This is a genomic window from Pseudoflavonifractor sp. HCP28S3_F10 (assembly GCF_052065415.1).
In the GTDB taxonomy this organism is placed as follows: domain Bacteria; phylum Bacillota; class Clostridia; order Oscillospirales; family Oscillospiraceae; genus Pseudoflavonifractor_A.
The window spans coordinates 1-20,267 of record NZ_JBQHUB010000002.1; the positions used below are offsets into that span (position 1 = coordinate 1).

Sequence of the window (20,267 nt, forward strand, 5' to 3'; positions counted from 1 at the left end):
AAAAGCCCCTCTGCTCTCGGTGGACCTCATGCCCGCGAGAGTGGGCCTCATTTCCCGTGAAGGTGGACTTCTTTCCCCGTGCAGATGGACTTGTGGCTACGAAATTTACATTGAGTATAATAGAGAACATAAAGAATTCTACGATGATATGCACGCAAGAAAAAGTGAAGCTCTGTCATTTCTTTACATCGCTGTTGGTTGCGCCGTAATTGCGGCCATTTCTCTTTACAAATGGCTATATTATGGTAGAACGACAATAACTGTAACGGATAAGCGGATTTATGGAAAGGCCGCTTTTGGTAAAGAAGTTGATTTGCCGTTAAGCAACATTGTAATGCTTCATAAAAGAGGAAAAAAGAATATGATAATTGCAACATCGGCTGGAAAAGTTCGATTTGTGGGTGTTAAAAATCGAAATGAAATTTACGGTGCAATCCAGACGCTAATGGCAGTCAAATAATAGATGAGCGGGAGCAATCCCGCTCATTCTTTATCTGTTCGTAAGAGTACACTTTTACAAACATACAAAAACCGCACAAAAAGTTTGTTTGTAAAATACTAAAACTAATTTACAGATATGTTCGTAAATCGCTTAACATTTACGAACACCTGTGATAGAATACGAACAGATAGAACAAAGGGGGATGCGACATGGACAGCCGCACTTATTACTACGCCAGAGTATCAAGCAAGGAGCAAAACCTTGACCGCCAGATCGCCGCTTTTAAGGCTCTTGGAGCAACGGAGCGGGAGATCATCACCGACAAGGAGAGCGGCAAGGACTTGGAACGAGCGGGGTATCAAGCACTTAAAAACGCCATGCTGAGGCGGGGAGATACCTTGATCGTCAAATCCCTTGATCGGTTAAGCCGTAACAAGTGCGACATTCACAATGAACTGCGGTACTTCAAAGAGAACGGCATCCGTCTGAAAGTGATTGACCTCCCTACAACGATGATGGAACTGCCAGAAGGGCAGGAATGGGTTTTTGAGATGGTCAACAACATTCTGATTGAAGTGTTGGGAACTATCGCAGAACAGGAGCGGGAGACCATTCGCAAGCGTCAAGCAGAGGGCATTGAAGCGGCAAAGCAGAACGGCAAGAAGTTAGGACGCCCCGCGCTGACTTTCCCCGCAAACTGGGACGGCGTTTATGCCTCTTGGAAAGCGGGGGAGATCACCGCAAAGACTGCCATGGAGCAGACAGGCACGAAGCGCACAAGTTTCTATAAACTCGTCGGCATGATGGAGCAGGGGGAGGAATAACCCCCTTGCTCTTTCTGAAAAACTGTGTTATGCTTTTATTGCTTCAATAAACTGTGACATACCAAAAGAACAACACAGCAATTTGAGGATAGGCGTAAGTCTTGAAAAGCCTTGATTTTCAAGGAAAAGTAGTTCCCACTTCCAAAGGGCTTGCCCTTTGGTCGACGACGTACAGAACGTCTACCATAACTGGGAGCAGGACTGATTGAAAAACCAAGAGCGGGGCGCTGCCTTAAAGGAAGCGCCCCGCTCCTTTTTTCATCCGCCAAGGGGCGGGATGAATGTAAGAAGCGCCGTTCCGGTATGGCCGGAACGGCGCTTTTATCCGATGGACCTTGTGGTCCTGGGAATCAAAGATGCAAGTAAGCCTGTAAGCCGGGTTCTGTCATTTAAGACAGCCATCTATCTAGTCGCACCGTTGCCGGTACGCTCCAGCCGCCTCCCCGGGACGGTCGGGCCGACCATATGTCCCTCCACGGCGTTGCTCCGGATAGAGTTTACAGCGACGGACGCTTCCACGCCGTCGGGCGGGCTCTTACCTCCGCCTTTCCACCCTTACCTCGTCGGCACAAGCTCTCTTCTCACCGGAAGCATACACTTTCGGGGGGAAGCCCTGTTTGCAGGGAGCGAGGCGGTATATCTCTGTTGCACTTTTCCTAGGGTCGCCCCCGGCGGGTGTTACCCGTTATCCTTGCCCTGCGGAGCCCGGACTTTCCTCACAGGCGGGCCTTTCGCCCCGTCCGCGCGGCTGTCCAGCTTACTTGCGAGAGGTATTGTACCGCATATCGGTCCTCTTGTCAAACGAATCCCGGAAGAAGCCCGGCTTCTGATTGAAATTCGGAACAGGGCGCGGTATAATATTTTAGTTAATCTGTCCCTGAACTCAGGGATCGTAAATGTATCTGAAAGGGGAACGAGTCTATGGGCTCTAAGATACAGGATTATCTGGCCGGGCTGAAAGGGAAGCGGGTGGCCGTGATTGGGATCGGCGTGTCCAACACGCCGCTGGTCAACATGCTGGCTCGGGCTGGCGTGGATGTGACCGCCTGTGACAAGCGCAGCCGGGAGGAATTCGGCGAGCAGGCCCGGGCGCTGGAGAGCCTGGGCGTGACGCTGCGCCTGGGCCCGGATTATCTGGACGGCCTGGACCAGGATGTGATCTTCCGGACCCCCGGCCTGCGGCCTGATGTGCCGCAGCTCCTGGCCGCCCGGGAGCGGGGCGCGGTGGTGACCTCGGAGATGGAAGTGTTTTTCCAGGTCTGTCCCTGCAAGCGGATCGCCGTTACCGGCAGTGACGGAAAGACCACCACCACCACTATTATCGCGGGACTTTTGAAGGCCGCCGGGTATACTACCTATGTGGGCGGCAACATCGGAAAGCCCCTTCTGCCCGATGTGGACGGGATGGAGCCGGGAGACGTGGCGGTGCTGGAGCTCTCCTCCTTCCAGCTCATGACCATGGACCAGAGCCCGGAGATCGCCGTGGTCACCAATGTGGCCCCCAATCATCTGGACGTGCACAGCTCCATGGAGGAGTATGTGGCGGCCAAGGAGAACGTCTTTCGCTATCAGGACGGGAACGGCGTGGTGGTCCTCAACCAGGACAATGATATCACCCGGAGCTTTGCCCAGCGGGCGCGGGGCCGGGTGGTCCGGTTCAGCAGGCAGGAGGAACTGGAGCAGGGCGTTTTCGTGAAGGACGGCGCCATCTGGGTGGCAGACGGGAATGGCGCCCGCCAGGTGCTGCCCCTGTCGGGCATCCTGCTGCCCGGCGTCCACAACGTGGAGAATTATATGGCCGCCATCGGTGCGGTGAACGGTCTGGTGCCCGATGAGGTGATTCGAAAGTTCGCCGGAGAGTTCCAGGGTGTGGAGCACCGCATTGAGCTGGTGCGCACCCTGCGGGGCGTCCGGTATTACAACGACTCCATCGCCTCCAGCCCCTCCCGCACCATCGCGGGGCTGCGCTGCTTCCGGGAAAAGGTGATCCTCATCGCCGGCGGCTATGACAAGCATATCCCCTTCGACGCCCTGGGTCCGGAGATCGTGGAGCATGTCAAGACGTTGGTCCTCACCGGCGCCACCGCCGCCAAGATCCGCGCCGCGGTGGAGGCCGCACCGGGCTATGCCGCCGGACGGCCTGAGATCGTGGAGATCGACGACTTCAGAGAGGCGGTCTTGGCCGCCCACCGGGCCGCCCAGCCCGGCGACGTGGTGATCCTCTCCCCGGCGGGGGCTGCCTTTGACAAGTTTAAGAATTTTATGGTACGGGGCAATACCTTCAAGCAGATCATCCGGGAGCTGGATTGAGGTCCCGGTTGTAATAATGCGCTTTAGCGGAAAACAGACAGGGAAGTGAAGCTGATTTGGATATGAAAGAGATGTTGGAACGGCTGTGTTCACAGACGGCCCCCTCCGGCTTTGAGACGCCTGCGGCCCGGGTGGCCCGGGAACTGATGGAGCCTCTAGTGGACGAGGTAAAAGTGGACCGCATGGGCAATGTGATCGGTGTGCGCCGCTGCGGCCGGGAGGGAGCGCCCAAGCTCCTGCTGGACGCCCATCTGGACGAGATCGGCCTGATCGTGACAGGAATAGAGGACGGCTTCCTCCGCTTCCGGACCATCGGCGGCGTGGACCCGCGGATGCTGCCCAACCGGGAGCTCACCGTCCTTACCGAGCCCCCCATGCTGGGCGTGGTGGCCTGTCTGCCGCCCCATGTGCTGAAGGAGGGGGCTGAAAAGGAATCCATCCCCATCCCGGAGCTCTTCGTGGACGTGGGCCTGTCCCAGGCCGAGGCGGAAAAGCGGATACCCATCGGCACGCCCATGGTGTTCCGGGGTGGCTGCTTTGCGCTGGGCGAGCGGGAGATGTGCGGGAAGTCCATGGACGACCGCTCCTGCTTCGTAACGCTGCTGCGTGCGGCCGAGCTGCTGCGGGACAAGAAGCTGGACGTGGATCTGTACCTTATGGGCAGTACCCGGGAGGAGATCAGCGGTGCAGGCGCCCAGTGCGCCACCTTTGCCATTGCGCCGGATTTCTGCGTGGCGGTGGATGTGACCCACGGTGTCACTCCTGACTCTCCTCAGGACAAGGCCTTTGCGCTGGGCGGAGGCCCGGCCATCGGCGTAGGGCCCAATATGACCCGCTGGATGACAGAGCGGATGATGAACAAGGCCAAGGAGCAGAACATCCCCTACCAGCTGGAGGTCATGGCCGGCCACACCGGGACCAACGGCTGGGCCATGCAGGTCTGCCGGGAGGGTGTGGCTACCTCAGTGCTGAGCCTGCCCCTCAAGTATATGCACAGCCCCATTGAGGTGCTGGATCTGGAGGATATGGAGCAGGTGTCCCGGCTGCTGACCGCCTTCACGCTGGATCTGGGAAAGGAGGCGGTCTATCCATGCTGAATCTGGTAAAAGAACTCTGTGCCCTGCCCGGCGTGTCCAGCTTTGAGGATGAGGTCCGGGACTATATCCGGCAGCGGGTGACCCCCTTCGCCGACTCGGTCCGGACCGACGCGCTGGGCAACCTGATCGTGTTCAAGCGGGGCATCAGGGCCACCGGGAGCCGGCTGGCCATCTGCGCCCACATGGACGAGGTGGGCCTCATCATCCGTAAAATCACGGACGAGGGGTATCTGAAATTCTCCTGTGTCGGCGGCATCGACCGCCGGGTCCTTATCGGCAAGCCGGTGAAGGTGGGGCCGGAAGGAGTTCCCGGGGTCATCGGCCTGAAGGCCTATCACCTGGTCAGTGAGGAGGAGGAAAAGACCGTTCCCAAGCTGGAGGACTTCTATCTGGACATCGGTGCCCGGTCCCGCGAGGAGGCGGAAAGGCTGGTCTCAGTGGGCGATTACGCCGTATTTGACAGCGACTGTGTGGAGTTCGGCGACGGCATGATCAAGGCCAAGGCCCTGGACGACCGGATCGGCTGCGCCGTGATGATGAAGCTGCTGGAGGAGGACCTGCCCATGGACTGCACCTTTGTGTTTGCCGTCCAGGAGGAGGTGGGGCACCGGGGAGCCTTTGGCGCGGCCTTTGCGGTGAAGCCCGAGATCGCCCTGGTGCTGGAGACCACCACTGCCGCTGATCTGCCCGGCATGGAGGGCCATCAGAAGGTGTGCGTCCCGGGTGACGGGCCGGTGGTGCCCTTTATGGACCGGGGCTCCATTGCCGACCGGGGGCTTTTTGAGCTGATGCGGGAGCTGGCCGAGTCCAACGGCATCCCCTGGCAGACCAAGCACTATATTGCCGGCGGAAACGACGCGGCGGCCTTCCAGCGGTCCCGGGCAGGCGTCCGGACGGTGACGGTTTCGGCGGCGGTGCGTTATCTGCACGCCCCCGCCAGCGTGGCTGCGGTCCGGGATCTGGACCATATTCTGAATCTGACGCGGCTCTTTATCGGCGCTGTGGCCGGCCGCGTGTAAAGGGAGAAGAGCACTATGGATATTCTGAGTACACTCCAGGCCCTCAACGCCTGTCATGGACCCTCCGGCAATGAGAGCGGCGTGGCCGCCGCTATCCGCACCCTGGCTGCCCCCTATGCTGACGAGATCACAGCGGACACCCTGGGCAATCTCATCGTTCACAAGAAGGGAAGCGGTCCCCGGGTGATGTTTGCCGCCCACATGGACTCCATCGGCTGTATCGTGACTCATGTGGACGAGAAGGGCTTTGTCCGATTCGGAAAGCTGGGCGGACTCTCCGCCCATGAGATCGCCTTTACCCCGGTCCGGTTCCAGAACGGCGTCCGGGGCGTGATCTGCGCGCCCGAGAACGTGGAGCCCAAGGACTGGAAGACCGACGATCTGTATATCGACATCGGTGCCAGAGATCAGGAGGAGGCCCGCAAGCTGGTGGACCTGGGCGACACCGCCGTCTACGCTGCCGAGAGCTATGCCGCTGGCGGCCGGCTGGTCTCTCCCTATATGGACAACCGCATCTCCTGCGTGGTGCTCCTGATGGCCCTTGAGCAGCTGCGTGAGAGCCAAAACGACCTCTACTTCGTCTTTACCGTCCAGGAGGAGGTGGGCATCCGGGGCGCGAAAACCGCCGCCTTCGGCATCGACCCGGTCTACGCTGTGGCGGTGGACGTGACCTCCACCGACGACGAGCTGGGCAGCAAGCACGGCTCCACCAGCAAGCTGGGCGGCGGAGCGGCGGTGAAGGTGATGGACAGCTCGGTGCTGTGTCATCCCTCCATGGTGGCCAGGCTCACCGCCCTGGCGGAGGAGAAGGGGATCCCCGCCCAGCGGGACATCATCCGTGCCGGCGGCACTGATGCGGGCGCCATCCACCAGAGCCGTGCCGGCGTCTATACCGGCGGCATTTCCGTACCCTGCCGCTATATCCATACTCCGCAGGAGATGGTGGACGCGGGAGACGTGGAGGCCTGCGCCAAGCTGGTAGCCGCCTTTGCCCAGTCCGAACTGGACGGCTGATATGGGTGCTTCTCTGACGGTGCCGGAGGCGGTAAACCGCCTGACCTGCCCTGACAACAAAACGGCTTATGCTGCATTACAGGCGCTGGAGGCGTGGTCGGAGGAATCCGACCTGGTATACGCCTATCTGGACCGGTTCACGGCCATGCTGGAGAGCACGAATTCCTATGTGCGCAACCGCGGCCTGCTTCTGCTGGGAAAAAACGCCCGCTGGGACCGGGATGGAAAGCTGGACACCGTTCTGGACCGGATACTGGAACATCTGGAGGACCCCAAGCCCATCACTGTCCGTCAATGCCTGAAGGCCCTGGAAGAGCTGGTGCAGGGGCGGCCTGATCTGGCGTTTCGGGTCCAGGCCCGTTTGGAGGCCGTGGATTGTACCAGGTATCCGGAGAGCATGGCGCCGCTGATACAGAGCGATCTCCTGCATCTGCTGCAGACGATCAATGATTTCACTGCCCCCGAGAACAGGGAAAGCCACAGAAAGAGATAGGATGAAAAGTGATATGCCTTTACAGTTAAGCGAAAAAGTCCGCGCCCTGGCGGCCCGGGCCCAGTCTGACCTGGGCGAACAGTTTGCCCGTATCGACGCCATCGCGGAAGAGAATACCCAAAAGGTCCTCGCCGCCTTTCAGAAACACCGGGTAGCTGAGAGTTATTTCGCCGGTACTACCGGCTATGGCTACGACGACCTGGGCCGGGACAAGCTGGACGAGATCTACGCCGATATCTTCGGCACTGAGGACGCACTTGTGCGCATTGGCTTCGTCAACGGCACCCACGCCATCTCCTGTGCCCTCTTCGGGGCCTTGAAGCCGGGAGACGTGCTGGTCTCCGCCGTGGGCGCGCCCTATGACACGCTGCTGGGCGTCATCGGCGTGGCCGACAAGGGCCCCGGCTCCCTGAAGAGCTATGGCGTGGAGTACCGCCAGGTGGATCTGGTGAACGATGCCCCCGACCCGGAGGGGCTGGCCCTGGCGGTCCGGGACCCGAAGGTGAAGGCGGTGCTCATCCAGCGCTCCAAGGGCTACTCCACCCGTTCGTCCCTGTCGGTGGCGGAGATCGGCGCCCTGTGCCGGGTGGTACGGGAGAACAACCCGGAGGCCGCCATTCTGGTGGACAACTGCTACGGTGAATTTGTGGAGACGGAGGAGCCCACCCAGGTGGGGGCCGACCTGGTGGTGGGCTCCCTGATTAAGAACCCCGGCGGCGGACTGGCCCCCACCGGCGGCTACATCGCCGGCCGGAAGGACCTGGTGGAAGGCGCGGCCATGCGCCTGACGGTGCCCGGTATTGGCCGGGAGTGCGGCTCCACCCTGGGCAACAACCGGGCGCTCTATCAGGGATTGTTCCTGGCGCCCCACACGGTAGCCCAGGCAGTCAAGACCGCCGTGTTTGCCGCCCGGATCATGGAGCTGCTGGGCTACCGGACCGAGCCTACCTCCGACCAGGTGCGCCATGACATCATCCAGATGATCCACTTCGGAACGCCGGAGCCCCTCAAGCGGTTCTGCCGGGGCATCCAGTTCGGCGCCCCGGTGGACTCCTATGTGACTCCCGAGCCCTGGGACATGCCTGGATACGACAGCCAGGTCATCATGGCGGCGGGCGCCTTTATCCAGGGCGCGTCCATCGAACTGTCCTGCGACGCCCCCATGCGGGAGCCCTACACCGCTTACCTCCAGGGCGGCCTGACCTATGAGTCGGGCAAGACGGGCGTGATGCTGGCGGTACAGGAGCTGCTGGAAAAGTCGGAATAGGCCGGGCCCGGCGGCGCATAGTGTGGCCATGGAGGTGATACCATGGTCACGCTGATCCGAAGGCTTTGGCTCCGCCCGGTCCGCCGCAGGGGCCGCAGAGGTGGAGCGGCGGGCTGTATCTGCCTGCGGGTACTGCCCGCCCTGGCGGGCATCGCGGCGGCGGTCCTTCTGCTGGACAGCGTGGACCGGGTGCTGCGGCCCCAACTGACGGAACTGGTATCCGCACAGCTTCAAAACGCTGTAACCGAGGCAGTCAATGACGCGGTGGGGAAGAGCCTGGAGGGGGAACAGGGCAGCTATGACGCCCTCTACACGCTGCATACGGACGAGAGCGGCAGATTATCCGCCCTGACCGCAGATACAGCCGGACTTAACCGCCTGCGGACACAAGTTTTGGAAGAGACACTATGTAAAGTTAAGTTGCTTAACAGCGAAGAACTGGGTGTCCCTGTTGGAAATCTGACCGGATGGGTGCTCCTCTCTGGAAGGGGACCGGTACTGCCGGTCAAGGTGCTGACAGCCGCGGCACCCCGTGCCGAGTTCCGCAACGATTTTACTGCAGCCGGCATCAATCAGACCCTTCACAGGGTAATGCTGGAGATCACGGTCACCGTACAGGTGCTGATGCCCGGTGGCACCCGGGAATATACTGTGACCACTCCAGTCTGCATAGCCGAAACGGTGGTAATGGGTCAGGTGCCCGAGACTTATGTGGGACTGGGCTCTGTGACGCCGTGATTTTAAGAAAATCGTAAAAACCCAGGATCAGTACCCGTGCTAAAATAGGAAAAACGGCAAGTGGGGTGGCTGGTAATGGGATCACTTTTGGAACGCCTTATCTGGTACGGCGAAGTATCGCTGGACTATGTGCTGCAAATGCTGCCCTGCGCCCTGTTGGGCGGGATCCTTTTCTTCCTGCTGCGCCCTCTGCGGCGTCGGCGCCTGGCGGAGCGCGGTCTCATCAGCGGGCCGTGGCGGGAGGGGGCCATGCTGCTGTTCACCCTGTTCTGCTTTGGGCTGGCGGCCCTCACCCTGTTTCCCGCCTACTTCTGGACCCGGGACCATTGGTACTGGGTGGTGCAGGGCGTGGAGCCGGCCTTTGCGCCGGTAGACCTGGCGGAGGCGCTGGGGCAGGCGCAGCTTGTCCCGTCACTGACGCCGGAGCAGGCCATGGCGGGTGGATGGGTTTCCTATATGATCTGGGCCAACGCGCTGATCTTTCTGCCCGTGGGGTTTTTCCCGGCTCTGGTCGGGGAAAGGCCCAGATGGTGGAAGTCGCTGCTGTACGGCCTTGGCTCCTCCGTGTTTATTGAAGTGGAGCAGCTCTTCTCAGGCCGCTCCACCGATATCGACGACGTGATCCTCAACACCGTGGGCGCGCTTCTGGGCTATTGGGTGTTTTTGCTGCTGCGCCATGGTTTTCCACGGTTTCTTTCCAGATTCAGATGTACAAAGAGTGGAGGTCCCTGAAATGGACGAACGACAGGAGATCGAGGCCCTCCGGCGGGAGCTGGAGCGGGCAAATTATGAATACTATGTGTTGGACGCTCCCACTATGTCCGACTATGAGTTCGACCACAAGTTACGCCGGCTGGAGGGGCTGGAGGCCGCCCATCCCGAGCTGGTGAGCCCTGATTCGCCTACCCGGCGGGTAGGAGGCAAGGTGGCAGGCGGCTTTGCGGAGGTGATCCACCGGGTGCCGCTGGAGAGCTTGCAGGACGTGTTCGATCCCGCCGAGGTGGAGGAGTTTGACCGCCGGGTGCGGGAGGTCCTGGGGGACGATGTGGAGTATGATGTAGAGCCTAAGGTGGACGGCCTGTCGGTAGCGCTGGAGTATCAGGATGGCGTCTTTGTCCGGGGGGCCACCCGGGGAGACGGACGGGTGGGAGAGGACGTGACCGAGAATCTGCGGACCGTCCGTTCCATTCCCCTCAAACTGCCCGACCGGCTGCCCTCCCTTGCCGTCCGGGGCGAGGTCTATATGCCCAAGAAGGTTTTTGAGGAGCTTAATGCCGAGTTGGAGCTTCAGGGCAAGACCCTCTTCGCCAATCCCCGGAATGCGGCAGCCGGCTCCCTACGCCAGCATGATCCCAAAATCGCGGCAGCCCGGCGGCTTGATATCCAGGTGTTCAACATCCAGTGGGCCGAGGGTAAGGAGTTTGAGACTCATACGGATACACTGGAATATTTGAAAACTCAACACTATAAAGTGATTCCGCATTACACCTGCAAGACCATTGAGGAGGTCAAGGAACGCATTCGCCAGATCGGTGAGGAGCGGGAGAGTTACCCCTTTGATATCGATGGAGCAGTTGTAAAGCTGAATTCCCTGTCAGGCCGTGAGGCACTGGGCAGCACGGCCAAATTCCCCCGCTGGGCGGCGGCCTACAAGTACCCGCCGGAGCGGAAGCCTTCCAGGGTAGTGGATATCGTGGTCCAGGTGGGCCGCACCGGTGTGCTCACCCCCAAGGCGGTGGTGGAACCGGTGCGCCTGGCGGGAACCACAGTGACCAACGCCACCCTCCACAATCAGGACTTTATCACCGAGAAGGATATCCGCATCGGGGATACCGTGTTGATCCAGAAAGCGGGGGAGATCATCCCTGAGATCGTAGAAGTGCTCAAAGAGAAACGGCCCGAGGGTACGCAGCCCTATCTGCTGCCTGGAACCTGTCCCGTCTGCGGTGCGCCGGTGGCCCGGGATGAGGACGGCGCTCACATCCGCTGCACCGGCGCCGAGTGTCCGGCCCAGCTCCTGCGGCACCTGACCCATTTTGCCAGCCGGGATGCCATGGATATCGAGGGGCTGGGACCGGCGGTGGTGGAGGCCCTGGTGAATGCCGGGCTGGTGAAAGGGCCCGGCGACCTTTACAGCCTGGATGCCCAGAGCGTGGCCGGCCTGGAGCGGATGGGCAAAAAGAGCGCTGAGAATCTGATCGCCGCCGTGGAGAAGTCCAAGGGGAACGACCTGTCCCGTCTGCTCTTCGCCTTTGGCATCCGTCAGGTGGGGCAGAAGGCGGGCAAAGTGCTTTCCGCCCGGTTTGGAAGTCTGGATGCCCTGATGGCGGCCGGTGAGGAGGAGCTGACCAATGTCCCTGACATCGGCGCCATCACGGCCCACAGCATCGTCACCTGGTTCCAGAGCCCACAAAGCCGGCATCTCATCGAGACGCTGCGGGCCGCCGGGGTCAATATGGAGAGCCATGAGGCGCCGGCAGGGGACCAGCTGGCAGGCAAGACCTTTGTGCTGACCGGAACGCTGGAGCACTTTACCCGGGAGGAGGCCGGGGCCAGGATCGAGGCCCTGGGTGGAAAGGTGTCCGGCTCAGTATCCAAAAAAACCAGCTACGTGGTGGCGGGGGAGGCCGCCGGGTCCAAGCTGAAAAAGGCCAACGACCTGGGTATCCCCGTGCTGACCGAGGCGGAATTTATCTCGATGCTGGAGGGATAGCGGAAAATAATTTTTTTCGCGCTTAGTGGATAAAAAGCCGCAGGAGGCCGCGACTACAGGCGGAATACTCCAAAAGGACCGGGAGGCCGAGACGGCCCTCCGGTCCTTTTTTGCGTCTGGGCATAGGATGAGGCGGGGAAGAGACGGGGCTGCCGTCCCATCCCCGAATCCCATCTGAGGAGGAATCGCCATTGAACCCCGACAACAATAACGGCAATCAGAATCCGGCGCGCTGCCCGGACGGGTGCGGTATGCTGCCCGAGTGTGCTCCGCTGGCCGTGCCATATGTTCCGTTCCAGCAGGCCGGCTCCAGGCGCTACACACAGCAGGACGCGCTGAACAACGGCACGCTTTTTCCCGGGCTCAATCTGCCCTTTCATCTCAATCCCAACGCCCCCAATGTGGTGAAAGGGCCGCTGGGAGAGCTGCAGGCGCTGGAATTCGTGCTGACCGAGCTGGGTCTGTATCTTGACACCCACCAGGGGGACGCGGAGGCCTTTGAGCTCTACCGGCAGTACGCGGCCATGGAGCGGGAAGGCCGGGAGCGGTATGAGGCCATGTACGGCCCGCTGCGCCAGTCGGATACGGCGGGCAGCAAGTCCTGGGCAGCCTGGCTTAACGATCCCTGGCCCTGGAATTTGCCGGAAGGGAGAGAGCGCTGATGTTTGTGTATGAAAAAAAGCTCCAGTACCCCATCAAGATCAAAAACACCAACCCTCAGCTGGCCTCCTTTATTATCAGCCAGTATGGCGGACCGGACGGAGAGCTTGGCGCTTCGCTGCGCTATCTGAGCCAGCGCTATGCCATGCCCTATCCGGAGCTGAAGGGCCTGCTGACCGACATCGGCGTAGAGGAACTGGGACATCTGGAGATGATCGGTACGCTGGTCTACCAGCTGACCCGGAACCTGTCGCCCGATGATCCCCGTATGGGAAATTTCGCCCCCTATTTTACCGACCACGGTGCCGGTGTGTATCCGGTGGCGGCATCGGGCGCCCCCTGGACTGCGGCGTATATCGGCGTCAAGGGGGACATCATCTGCGACCTGACCGAGGATATGGCCGCCGAACAGAAGGCCCGTGTAACCTACGACAACATCCTGCGGCAGTCCGATGACCCGGATGTCAGCGATGTGATCCGGTTCCTGCGTGAGCGGGAGGTGGTCCACTTCCAGCGCTTCGGCGAAGCGGTTCGTCTGGCGAAGGACAAGATGGACCAGAAGAATGTGTACTTCACCAACCCCGTGCTGGATAAGCAGTAGCGCAAAGCGAAACGAGGGCATACCCGTGGGTATGTCCTCGTTTCCGGTTGAGAAGCTCACAGCCTGACCTTGACCACCAGACGGGTCACTGGAGCGGGGGAGCCGCAGGCCACCCGGGGTGCGTGAAGATCCTGGGGCCAGACGATGTAGAATTCACCGGCATGTACCGTCATCGTGTCCCAGTCACCGTTCCAGAAGCCGATGTCCTTACCGGGATCGTAGGGGACGGTGACGGGGACTGTGCCCTCCTGGGCGTAGCCCACCATCTCCTGTCCGGAGAGGACGAACTGGATGTCGGCGTAATTCCTGTGGCCCTCCAGCTGGCTCTGTTCCCGGGGGAGGGTGTCGATCCGGAAGAGGGTGGCAAAGATGTCGTCACCGTCGATGACCACCTTCTCACCGGAGGTAAGGGTATCGGGGTCCACCCGGGCCATCCATTCCAGCGCCCGGCGGAACCGGTCGCCCAGGTCATAGTAGAGGGGAGCATGCTCAATCCGGTCAAATACCATAGGAAATCAGCCTCCAGTTTCATTTGATATCTTTATTGTAGCTCCTCCCGCCGGGAAAAGCAATGAAAACACGTGCACGGACGGCTCCGGCATTGCCGTAATGGAACAAATGTGTTATAATCGGGCTGTCCGCATAGCCAGGTCCCGCACCGCATAGGATGCAGGGAAGGAGGGGATGCGGATGCGGAACAGGATAGGCGGCCGGCGGGTAGGAGTGGGAGCGCTGACCCTGCTGATAGCGGGGCTCTGCCTTCTGTGCCTGAACGGAAGCCGGGACCACGCGGCACTGGCGCCGGCCCGGCTGGCGGATCAGACGTTGATTATCGACGCCGGGCATGGCGGGGAGGATGGTGGAGCTGTCTCCATCACCGGGGTGCCGGAGAGCGGCATCAATTTGGCCATCGCGCTGAAGATGGATCAGATCCTTGGGCTTTACGGTACGGCGCCGGTCCTTTTGCGCAGCGAGGATATCTCGCTCCACGATCCGTCTGCCCAGACGCTGCGGCAGAAGAAGGTATCCGACCTGCACCACCGGGTGGAGGTCATTGAGAGTATTCCCAATGCCACGCTGATCAGCATCCATCAGAATTCATATCCAAGCGCCAAATACCACGGCGCGCAGGTATTTTACAGCAACGAGGCGCTGAGCCTGCCTCTGGCCCAACGTACTCAGACGCTGCTTCGGGATACGCTGGACCCCTCCAACCAGCGGGTGCCCAAGCCTATCCCGGAGACAGTCTATCTGATGAATCACATCTCCTGCCGGGCCATCCTGGTGGAGTGCGGTTTCCTGACCAATGCGGAAGAAGAGGCGCGGCTGCGGACAGGGGAGTACCAGAGCAAGCTGGCAGCGGTGCTGGCGGCCGCATGGCTTCAGCAGAGCGCCGATAAGGAGGTCGTCCCTCACAATGAAATCCAAAACACTGTTTTACTGTACGGACTGCGGCAATGAGCTTCCCAAGTGGGCGGGGCAGTGCCCCGCCTGCCACGCCTGGAACACCATTGTGGAGCGGCCCTCCGAGCCAAAGCGCAAGACCTCCGGTACGGCGCTGGCATCTGCCGGCGGCGGTCCGCGCACCATATCATCCGGCCGGCGGCCGAGACTGATCAGCGAGGTGGAGACCACCCATGAGCTCCGCTTTGAGACCGGTATGAGTGAGCTGGACCGGGTGCTGGGCGGTGGAGCGGTGAAGGGCTCTCTGGTGCTGGTGGGCGGCGCCCCTGGCATCGGAAAATCCACACTAATGTTACAAATTTGCGACAATCTGTGCCGTTTTGCCACAGTATTATATGTCTCAGGTGAGGAATCGGAACGGCAGATCAAGCTGCGGGCCGAGCGGCTGCACATTCGGAGCGAGGGGCTGTATCTGCTGTCCGAGACCAATCTGGAGGACGTGGTGGAGGCGGTCAACGAGCTCCGGCCCGACATTTTGATCGTGGACTCCATCCAGACCCTTTACAACGGGGATCTGAGTACCGCCCCGGGCAGCGTGGGTCAGGTAAAGGACTGCACCATGGCCCTGATGCAGCTGGCAAAAGGGCAGGGGATCACCGTTTTCGTCATCGGACATGTGAATAAGGAAGGCTCTATTGCGGGCCCCAAGGTCCTGGAGCATATGGTGGACTGTGTGCTCTATTTTGAGGGCGAGCAGCAGCTCTCATACCGCATCCTGCGGGCGGCCAAAAACCGTTTCGGTGCCACCAATGAGATCGGCGTCTTTGAGATGGCTGACGACGGACTGGCGGAAGTACCCAGCCCGTCGGAGATGCTGCTCTCCGGCCGGCCCCAGGATACGCCGGGCACCTGCGTGACCTGTGTGATGGAGGGCGTGCGGCCCGTTCTGGCGGAGGTCCAGGCACTGCTGGCGCCCACCAGCTATAATGTGCCCCGGCGAACCTCCAACGGCTTCGACTTTAACCGGGCGGCGCTGTTGCTGGCCGTACTGGAGAAGCGGGGCGGTTTGATGGTCAGCTCCTGCGACGCCTATATCAATGTAATTGGCGGACTGACCGTGTACGAGCCTGCCGCCGACCTGGCCATGATCATGGCGCTGGCGTCCAGTTTTCGGGACAAGCCGGTTCCGAACGATCTGGCCGCATTTGGCGAGGTCGGCCTGACCGGCGAGCTGCGGGCCGTCAACGCGCTGGGCCAACGGCTCAGCGAGCTGCGGCGGATGGGCTTTAACAAATGTCTGATCCCGGCTCGGGGAACCGGCAAGGTGGTGGAGCCAGATGGACTGCAGCTCATCCGAGTCAAAAATATCCGGGAGGCGCTGGCTGCAATTCTGTGAGCCAGGCCCACACCGCTGAAACCATACTCGAGGGAGGTGAAAAAGGGCTCGGGAATCAACTCAACAAAATAAAAATTTTGTTGAGTTGAGAGGAGGCAAAAACGGCCTTCCTCCGGTATGGACCACATTTGGCCCTCAACCGCGCCCTGCCGTGATTTGGATTACCGTACAGAAGCTCCTGAACTGATCCGTGACTTTCTCACGTATCACCGTACCATTCAGGGCCATTCGCTGAAGACCGTTGACGAATATTATCTGGACCTGCGGACTTTTTTTCGGTTTATTAAGGTCGAAAAAGGCCGTGTGCCGCGGACGACCGAGTTGAGCGAGATCTCAATCTCCGACGTGGATCTGGATCTGGTCCGGTCGGTCACACTGGCCGATGTGTATTCCTTTATGGACTATCTGGACCGCGACCGCAGCCTCAGCGCGCCTGCCCGGGCCCGTAAAATCGCCACGATACGCTCCTTTTATAAATATCTGACCAGCAAAGCTAAGCTGCTCCCGGAAAACCCAATGCAGGATCTGGATTCTCCCAGGATCAAGAAAGCACTGCCGCGTTATCTGGAACTGGACGAGTGCGTCCAATTATTGGAAAGTGTGGACGAACCCAACCGTGTCCGCGACTACTGCATTCTGACCCTGTTCCTCAATTGCGGTATGCGTATTTCAGAGCTGGTGTCCCTTAATTTGACCGATGTTCGGGAAAACCAGCTCCGCGTTCTGGGAAAAGGAAACAAAGAACGGGTCCTTTTTCTGAACGATGCCTGCCGTCAGGCGCTGGATGACTGGCTGGAGGAACGAAGCCGCTGCGCTGCGGCCGACCCGAACGCACTGTTTATTACCAGGAAGCATACCCGAATGACGAAGGATGCAGTTCACTACATGGTCAAACAGCGCCTGAAGAAAGCCGGGCTGGACAGCTCGCTCTATTCCAGCCACAAGCTGCGCCACACCGCTGCCACCCTAATGCTCCAGAACGGCGTGGATGTGCGCACCCTGCAGGAAGTCCTTGGGCATGAAAACCTGAATACGACCCAGATCTATACCCATGTGGACAACGAAAACCTGCGTCTGGCAGCCAAGGCAAATCCGCTGGGACGAATCAAGAAAAAGGAATAAGAGCTTTTGGCTTAAGACGCAAGCAATTCAGTTAAAAGATAGAAAACAGGAGCCGCGCTTCCGTGGAAGGCCGGCTCCTGTTTTATGTCTCCGAGGGCTTACAGTGCTTCGTCCGGGACTTCCTTGCGGGCGCCAAGGATATGAAGATACCGGATCGCCTGAAATTCATAGGTAGCCAGCGGCCGATAGTCAACATCATAGGAATGAGCGGCCACCAGAGTGTTCCACAGCGTCGGCTGACTTCCGATGGCTACGATGATGGGCGTGTGGCTGAAACGCCCTTTTCCCAGATCAAGCTGGACGAAATCTCCGGGTTCCATTCCCTCCAGGTTGCTCTCCACTGCGAAAGGCCCCACATTCTCTTCCTTTCTCAGCATGAAATTCCGGAAATACTCCACGCCAGTCCAGGCAGGCGCTTTATCATTGGCATCGCGGTAATACCAGCCGAAAACAGGGGTAAAATTCATGACACCGGTGCCTGCATAGAGGCATTGAGAGGCATAGTTGGTACAGTCTCCTCCCAACTCCTCATAGTCATAATAGGCCGGATTACGGCCGTAAGCCCAGCGGTGCGCGTAAGCTACCGCCGCATATCGGTCGTATGGGATCTCAATGAGCGCCATGGGCACATCCTCCCTTTCTGTGTCCCATGCTATGCGCCTCTTCCCTCCCCTGTGCATTCTAAGGATAAAAATAAGGGGAGAGGTCAGAACACCTCTCCCCTTCGGGGTCTTTATTTGACTGAGAATCAGGCCTTGCCGTCGCAGCCCAGGACGTCGATCAGCTTGTGCTTGACCAGTTCCTTGATGTTGGCGCGGGCGGGCTTCAGATACTGGCGGGGATCGAAATGATCGGGATGCTGATTGAAATACTGGCGGATCGTCCCGGTCATGGCCAGACGCAGGTCGGAGTCGATGTTGATCTTGCAGACAGACATGGAAGCGGCCTTGCGCAGCTGCTCCTCGGGGATGCCCACTGCGTCGGGCATATTTCCGCCGTTCTCATTGATCATCTTCACATACTCCTGAGGCACGGAAGAAGAACCATGGAGCACGATGGGGAAGCCAGGCAGGCGCTTGGAGACCTCCTCCAGCACGTCAAAGCGCAGCGGAGGCGGAACCAGAACGCCCTTCTCATTGCGGGTGCACTGGGCAGCGGTGAACTTATAGGCGCCGTGGCTGGTGCCGATGGCAATGGCCAGGGAGTCACAGCCGGTCTTGGAGACGAACTCCTCCACTTCCTCGGGACGGGTGTAGGAGGCAGCGTCGGAGGCCACCTTGACCTCATCCTCGATGCCGGCCAGGGTGCCCAGCTCGGCCTCGACCACCACGCCGTGGTCGTGAGCGTACTCGACGACCTTCTTGGTGATCTCGATGTTCTCGGCAAAGGGCTTGGAGCTGGCGTCGATCATGACAGAGGTAAAGCCGCCGTCGATGCAGGACTTGCAGGTCTCAAAGCTGTCGCCGTGGTCCAGGTGCAGGCAGATGGGAAGGCCGGTCTCGATGACGGCGGCCTCTACCAGCTTCATCAGGTAGGTGTGGTTGGCATAGGCGCGGGCGCCCTTGGAAACCTGAAGGATCAGGGGAGCATTGACTTCTTTGGCCGCTTCGGTGATGCCCTGGACGATCTCCATGTTGTTGACGTTGAAAGCACCGATGGCATAGCCGCCGTCATACGCCTTCTTGAACATTTCGGTAGTAGTAACGAGAGGCATAGGGCTCATCTCCTTTTTTTAATTTACGGATAGATTTTACCATTTGCAATTGATAAATACAAGAGGGCATGATATAATAATGCGAAATTTAGATTTGACGACATAAATATCTAAGTTTCATGCTTAAGAAAGAAAAAATATGCACAATGAGAGTGAGAAAAACAATTAACGGGAGGATTAAGCTATGAATGAACTCAAAGGTGCGTGCATTATCGGTCAGTCAGGAGGACCTACTGCGGTCATTAACGCCAGTGCGCTGGGCGTAATCCGCACAGCGCTCGACAGTGAGAGCATCACAAGGGTTCTGGGTGCGGCCCACGGCATCAAGGGAGTGCTGGAGGACCGGCTCTATGACATGGGTCAGGAGGATGCTGCAGAACTGGATTTGTTGAAATATACCCCCTCCTCCGCCCTGGGCTCCTGCCGCTACAAGCTGGCCGACCCCGAGCAGGACGACACCGACTACAAGCGCATCCTGGAGATCTTCAAGAAGTACGACGTGCGCTACTTCTTCTACAACGGCGGCAACGACTCCATGGACACCTGCAACAAGATTTCCAAGTATATGCAGAAGGTGGGCTATGAGTGCCGCATCATGGGCGTGCCCAAGACCATTGACAACGATCTGAACGGCACCGACCATTGCCCCGGTTTTGCTTCCGCGGCCAAGTTTATCGCGACTACCTGCATGGAGGTCCATCGGGACGCCCATGTGTATGACACCGGAATGGTGACCATCATCGAGATCATGGGCCGCCACGCCGGCTGGCTGGCCGGTTCCGCGGCGCTGGCCACCTGGGCTGGCTACGGTCCCGACCTGATCTATCTGCCCGAGACCGACTTCAATATGGATGAATTCCTGGCTGACGTGAAGGCTGTTTATGAGAAGACCGGCAAGTGTATGGTCGCTGTTTCTGAGGGCATCCATTATGCCGACGGCACGTTTGTGTCCGAGGCCAAGACCTCCGCCACTGACGGCTTCGGCCACGCCCAGCTGGGCGGACTGGCTTCCATGCTGGCCGAGATCGTGAAGAAAGAGACCGGCGCCAAGGTCCGCGGTATTGAGCTCTCCCTCCTCCAGCGCTGCGGCTCTCACGTGGCCTCCCAGACCGATATCGACGAGGCCTTTATGGCCGGCAAGACCGCTGTCGAGGCTGCTGTCTCCGGCGTGACTGACAAGATGGTGGCGTTCAAGTGCAGCCGCGACAACGGTGCCTACAAGTGCGAGGCATCTCTGGAGCCTCTTGATATTGTGGCCAATTTTGAGAAAAAGGTACCCCGCGAATGGATCAATGCCCGGGGCAATGGCGTGGAGCAGCCTTTTATCGACTATGTTCTGCCTCTGATCCAGGGCGAGACCAAGGCGCCCAAGGAGAATGCCCTTCCCCGGTTCGCCAAGCTGAAGAAAGTCCTTACCATTGAGATGTAAGAACGGCGCCTCCGGGCCGCCGCA

20 protein-coding genes and 1 other RNA gene are annotated in these 20,267 nt (G+C 59.6%); 17 read left to right on the top strand and 4 right to left on the bottom strand.

What is annotated here, in order from left to right; all coding sequences use genetic code 11:
* On the top strand, nucleotides 1–460 hold a 460-nt coding region (locus ACTNBZ_RS01580; RefSeq protein ID WP_441207891.1), incomplete at its 5' end, for a hypothetical protein.
* 191 nt (nucleotides 461–651) lie between these two features.
* On the top strand, nucleotides 652–1,266 hold the full coding sequence (locus ACTNBZ_RS01585; RefSeq protein WP_441207892.1) for a recombinase family protein: 615 nt from the start codon (nucleotides 652–654) through the stop codon (nucleotides 1,264–1,266).
* 355 nt (nucleotides 1,267–1,621) lie between these two features.
* On the opposite strand, the gene rnpB is transcribed toward ACTNBZ_RS01585, so the two are convergent.
* Nucleotides 1,622–2,030, bottom strand: an RNA gene (gene rnpB, locus ACTNBZ_RS01590) — RNase P RNA component class A.
* Between the two features lie 157 nt (nucleotides 2,031–2,187).
* On the opposite strand from rnpB, the gene murD reads away from it, so the two are divergent.
* From murD to ACTNBZ_RS01645, 11 genes are all read left to right on the top strand, one after another.
* Nucleotides 2,188–3,576, top strand: a complete 1,389-nt coding sequence (gene murD, locus ACTNBZ_RS01595; protein ID WP_441207893.1) for a UDP-N-acetylmuramoyl-L-alanine--D-glutamate ligase — start codon at nucleotides 2,188–2,190, stop codon at nucleotides 3,574–3,576.
* 62 nt (nucleotides 3,577–3,638) lie between these two features.
* Nucleotides 3,639–4,673 (top strand): M42 family peptidase, encoded by a 1,035-nt coding sequence (locus ACTNBZ_RS01600; protein WP_441208054.1) that lies wholly within the window; start codon nucleotides 3,639–3,641, stop codon nucleotides 4,671–4,673.
* Entirely contained in the window at nucleotides 4,667–5,692 is a 1,026-nt protein-coding gene (locus ACTNBZ_RS01605; RefSeq protein WP_441207894.1) for a M42 family metallopeptidase, read from the top strand. The genes ACTNBZ_RS01600 and ACTNBZ_RS01605 overlap by 7 nt, the downstream gene beginning before the upstream one ends.
* A gap of 15 nt (nucleotides 5,693–5,707) precedes the next feature.
* Nucleotides 5,708–6,706 carry a M42 family metallopeptidase gene (locus ACTNBZ_RS01610; protein ID WP_441207895.1) on the top strand — a complete coding sequence of 333 codons (999 nt, stop codon included), beginning with the start codon at nucleotides 5,708–5,710 and terminating at the stop codon, nucleotides 6,704–6,706.
* 1 nt (nucleotide 6,707) lies between these two features.
* Nucleotides 6,708–7,199 carry a SufBD protein gene (locus ACTNBZ_RS01615; RefSeq protein WP_441207896.1) on the top strand — a complete coding sequence of 164 codons (492 nt, stop codon included), beginning with the start codon at nucleotides 6,708–6,710 and terminating at the stop codon, nucleotides 7,197–7,199.
* Nucleotides 7,200–7,212: 13 nt separating this feature from the next.
* A complete protein-coding gene (locus ACTNBZ_RS01620) occupies nucleotides 7,213–8,466 on the top strand; it encodes an aminotransferase class I/II-fold pyridoxal phosphate-dependent enzyme (protein WP_441207897.1) in 1,254 nt (417 codons plus the stop codon).
* Between the two features lie 42 nt (nucleotides 8,467–8,508).
* Nucleotides 8,509–9,204, top strand: a complete 696-nt coding sequence (yunB, locus tag ACTNBZ_RS01625; protein ID WP_441207898.1) for a sporulation protein YunB — start codon at nucleotides 8,509–8,511, stop codon at nucleotides 9,202–9,204.
* Between the two features lie 75 nt (nucleotides 9,205–9,279).
* Nucleotides 9,280–9,936 carry a VanZ family protein gene (locus ACTNBZ_RS01630; RefSeq protein ID WP_441207899.1) on the top strand — a complete coding sequence of 219 codons (657 nt, stop codon included), beginning with the start codon at nucleotides 9,280–9,282 and terminating at the stop codon, nucleotides 9,934–9,936.
* Nucleotide 9,937: 1 nt separating this feature from the next.
* Entirely contained in the window at nucleotides 9,938–11,917 is a 1,980-nt protein-coding gene (gene ligA, locus ACTNBZ_RS01635) for an NAD-dependent DNA ligase LigA (RefSeq protein WP_441207900.1), read from the top strand.
* A 191-nt stretch (nucleotides 11,918–12,108) separates the two neighbouring features.
* Nucleotides 12,109–12,579 (top strand): spore coat protein CotJB, encoded by a 471-nt coding sequence (locus tag ACTNBZ_RS01640; RefSeq protein WP_441207901.1) that lies wholly within the window; start codon nucleotides 12,109–12,111, stop codon nucleotides 12,577–12,579.
* On the top strand, nucleotides 12,579–13,178 hold the full coding sequence (locus ACTNBZ_RS01645; RefSeq protein ID WP_441207902.1) for a manganese catalase family protein: 600 nt from the start codon (nucleotides 12,579–12,581) through the stop codon (nucleotides 13,176–13,178). The genes ACTNBZ_RS01640 and ACTNBZ_RS01645 overlap by 1 nt, the downstream gene beginning before the upstream one ends.
* 56 nt (nucleotides 13,179–13,234) lie before the next feature.
* Here the strand turns inward: ACTNBZ_RS01645 and ACTNBZ_RS01650 are convergent, their stop codons facing one another.
* Nucleotides 13,235–13,687 carry a YhcH/YjgK/YiaL family protein gene (locus tag ACTNBZ_RS01650; RefSeq protein WP_441207903.1) on the bottom strand — a complete coding sequence of 151 codons (453 nt, stop codon included), beginning with the start codon at nucleotides 13,685–13,687 and terminating at the stop codon, nucleotides 13,235–13,237.
* A gap of 181 nt (nucleotides 13,688–13,868) precedes the next feature.
* On the opposite strand from ACTNBZ_RS01650, the gene ACTNBZ_RS01655 reads away from it, so the two are divergent.
* The 3 genes from ACTNBZ_RS01655 (at nucleotide 13,869) to ACTNBZ_RS01665 (ending at nucleotide 17,100) form a co-directional block, all read left to right on the top strand.
* Nucleotides 13,869–14,639 (top strand): N-acetylmuramoyl-L-alanine amidase, encoded by a 771-nt coding sequence (locus ACTNBZ_RS01655; protein WP_441207904.1) that lies wholly within the window; start codon nucleotides 13,869–13,871, stop codon nucleotides 14,637–14,639.
* On the top strand, nucleotides 14,596–15,978 hold the full coding sequence (gene radA / locus ACTNBZ_RS01660; protein ID WP_441207905.1) for a DNA repair protein RadA: 1,383 nt from the start codon (nucleotides 14,596–14,598) through the stop codon (nucleotides 15,976–15,978). Before ACTNBZ_RS01655 ends, radA begins: the two co-directional genes overlap by 44 nt.
* Nucleotides 15,979–16,095: 117 nt before the next feature.
* Complete coding sequence (locus tag ACTNBZ_RS01665) at nucleotides 16,096–17,100, top strand: tyrosine recombinase XerC (RefSeq protein ID WP_441207906.1); 1,005 nt, start codon at nucleotides 16,096–16,098, stop codon at nucleotides 17,098–17,100.
* Nucleotides 17,101–17,198: 98 nt separating this feature from the next.
* Here ACTNBZ_RS01665 and ACTNBZ_RS01670 read toward each other — a convergent pair whose 3' ends face one another.
* Entirely contained in the window at nucleotides 17,199–17,723 is a 525-nt protein-coding gene (locus tag ACTNBZ_RS01670) for an amidase domain-containing protein (RefSeq protein WP_441207907.1), read from the bottom strand.
* Nucleotides 17,724–17,848: 125 nt separating this feature from the next.
* Nucleotides 17,849–18,814 carry a class II fructose-1,6-bisphosphate aldolase gene (fba, locus tag ACTNBZ_RS01675; RefSeq protein ID WP_441207908.1) on the bottom strand — a complete coding sequence of 322 codons (966 nt, stop codon included), beginning with the start codon at nucleotides 18,812–18,814 and terminating at the stop codon, nucleotides 17,849–17,851.
* 184 nt (nucleotides 18,815–18,998) lie between these two features.
* On the opposite strand from fba, the gene ACTNBZ_RS01680 reads away from it, so the two are divergent.
* On the top strand, nucleotides 18,999–20,243 hold the full coding sequence (locus ACTNBZ_RS01680; RefSeq protein WP_441207909.1) for a 6-phosphofructokinase: 1,245 nt from the start codon (nucleotides 18,999–19,001) through the stop codon (nucleotides 20,241–20,243).
* Nucleotides 20,244–20,267 lie beyond the last annotated feature (24 nt).